General features: G+C 60.4%; 2 protein-coding genes and 1 pseudogene. All 3 read left to right on the top strand.

All coding sequences use genetic code 11. The annotated features are described in order from the left end of the window. Positions 1 to 552: 552 nt before the first annotated feature. Positions 553 to 1016: pseudogene (locus IVB32_RS19750) on the top strand (YbgC/FadM family acyl-CoA thioesterase). Further along, on the top strand, positions 1013 to 1444 hold the full coding sequence (locus IVB32_RS19745) for a YbgC/FadM family acyl-CoA thioesterase (RefSeq protein WP_247337768.1): 432 nt from the start codon (positions 1013 to 1015) through the stop codon (positions 1442 to 1444). Before IVB32_RS19750 ends, IVB32_RS19745 begins: the two are co-directional and overlap by 4 nt. Positions 1445 to 1521: 77 nt before the next feature. After that, positions 1522 to 1988 (top strand): nuclear transport factor 2 family protein (locus IVB32_RS19740; protein ID WP_018453738.1); only part of this gene is annotated, 467 nt, incomplete at its 3' end.

Genomic DNA, 1988 nt, shown 5'->3' with positions numbered 1-1988 from the left:
CCAATCCCTGCAATCTCAAATGCCGCCGCAACCGGAAAACTGACTCCTGCTCAATCGCTTAGTGCCTTGTTCACGGACGACTAGTTCGCGTCTAAGGAGATTAGATTAGCCGCTCGCGCACGGCTCGGCCGATGTCGCCGCAACCGCCGGAAATCACGGCGATGCGTCGTGAGAGACCGAGGCCGTTCATGCCGCAGCCTGGGAGCACATGCTCCCCAGGGGCTCACGCAAGTGCCTGTGAACCCGGTGGTGCGCGTGAAGGGCCGCTTCTCGCCATCTTCGCTACAAGGATGCGGAGTTGGTGCTTGAACGATAAGCCGACCCTCGAAGAACTGCTGGAACTGCTGGAACTGCTGGAACTCCTGGAACTCCTGGAAGTGCAGGAGTACTTACTTTGACCTGAGAGTCGAAGACTCGTCGAGAAGGATTCACACGCAGGGCGCTGAATTTTCAGATTGCAGGAGCTGAGCCCAAAAGCTTGGGCGATTGCTCAGAAAAGCGTCTCTGTGCAAGACGATTCGTTCTCGGAACAGCAATAAGATGAATCGTACTGTGACAGCTTCTCTTGACGGTGAAATTCGCGACGGCCGCCATCACATGCAGGTCCGCGTCTATTTCGCAGATACGGACGCCGGACAGATTGTTTATCACGCCAACTTTTGCGCTTCATCGAACGCGGCAGAACGAATTACTTGCGCTTGCTCGGAACCAATCAGCGAGAACTACTCAAAAAGCCCAGAACGACGCGCCTAGCTTTGCCTTCGTTGTCCGCTCAATGACAATCGATTTCCTAACCGGCGGCCTTGGACGACCGGCTTGACATCATCACAGTCCCCGCAGAGGTGAAAGGAGCGTCGGCTACCCTGCTGCAGGAATGCAGGCGCGGGGACGATCTTTTGGTCAAGGCCCGCGTGCGCGTGGCCTTTATTTCCGGTGGAAAAGCGCAACGTATCCCGAAGGCGCTGCGGTTCGCCATGGGAGGGGCGCCGAAAAATCTACGCTCGTTTACGCTATAGCCCTCCAACGTCCCAATGAAATCAAGGCGCTGTGTTGCGATTTTGGCAAGCCAGAGTTTTCCGGCATCGTCTATCACGCCAACTATCTGCGCTTCATGGAGCGCGGGCGGACCAATCATCTGCGGCTGATGGGCGCCGAGCAGCAGGCATTGTTCGAGCAGGCCGGGGCGGAAGAGGCAAGCTTCGCCTTCGTGGTGCGCTCGATGCATCTCGATTTCCTCAAGCCTGCCCGGATGGACGACGTGCTCGATGTCGTGACCTGGCCGGTCGCCGTGAAGGGCGCCTCCATCATGCTGGCGCAGGAGGTGCGGCGCGGCGAAGTCGTGCTGGTCAAAGCCGAGGTGCAGGTCGCCTTCATCAGCGGCGGACGTGCCCAGCCGATCCCGAAATCGATCCGCGCCTTGATGAAGGCTGATCTGATTTCGTGATCGGGCGATAGCGGACGGCCTCTCGACTCCTCCGCGCGCGGCGATAGATTGCACTCCCGCCAACCGATGAGGCCCTCATGTCGCGCCCGCCGCTCCCGCCCTTTACCCGTGAGACCGCAGCGCAAAAGGCCCGCATGGCCGAGGATGCCTGGAACTCGCGCGACCCGGTGCGCGTCTCGCTCGCCTATACCGAGGACAGCCGCTGGCGCAATCGCTCCGAGGTTTTTCAGGGGCGCGAGGCCATCGTCACGTTCCTCACCCGCAAATGGGAGAAGGAGCACGACTACCGCCTGATCAAGGACCTCTGGGCGTTTGACGAACACCGCATCGCGGTTCGCTTCCAGTACGAATGGCACGATGCGAGCGGCCAGTGGTATCGCTCCTACGGCAACGAGCAGTGGGAGTTCGACGAGCACGGCCTGATGCGGCGCCGCGAGGCCTCGATCAACGACATCGCGATTGCGGAGAAGGACCGGCGGTTTCACTGGCCGGCACCGGGGCCGAGGCCTGCGGATGTGGTGGGGCTGGGGACGGATCCGTTCTG

Origin of the sequence: Bradyrhizobium sp. 23, assembly GCF_023073295.1 — a bacterium.
GTDB lineage: Bacteria > Pseudomonadota > Alphaproteobacteria > Rhizobiales > Xanthobacteraceae > Bradyrhizobium > Bradyrhizobium canariense_D.
The sequence above is the reverse complement of the archived record's forward strand: the minus strand, read 5'-3'. Positions and strand labels throughout refer to the sequence as shown.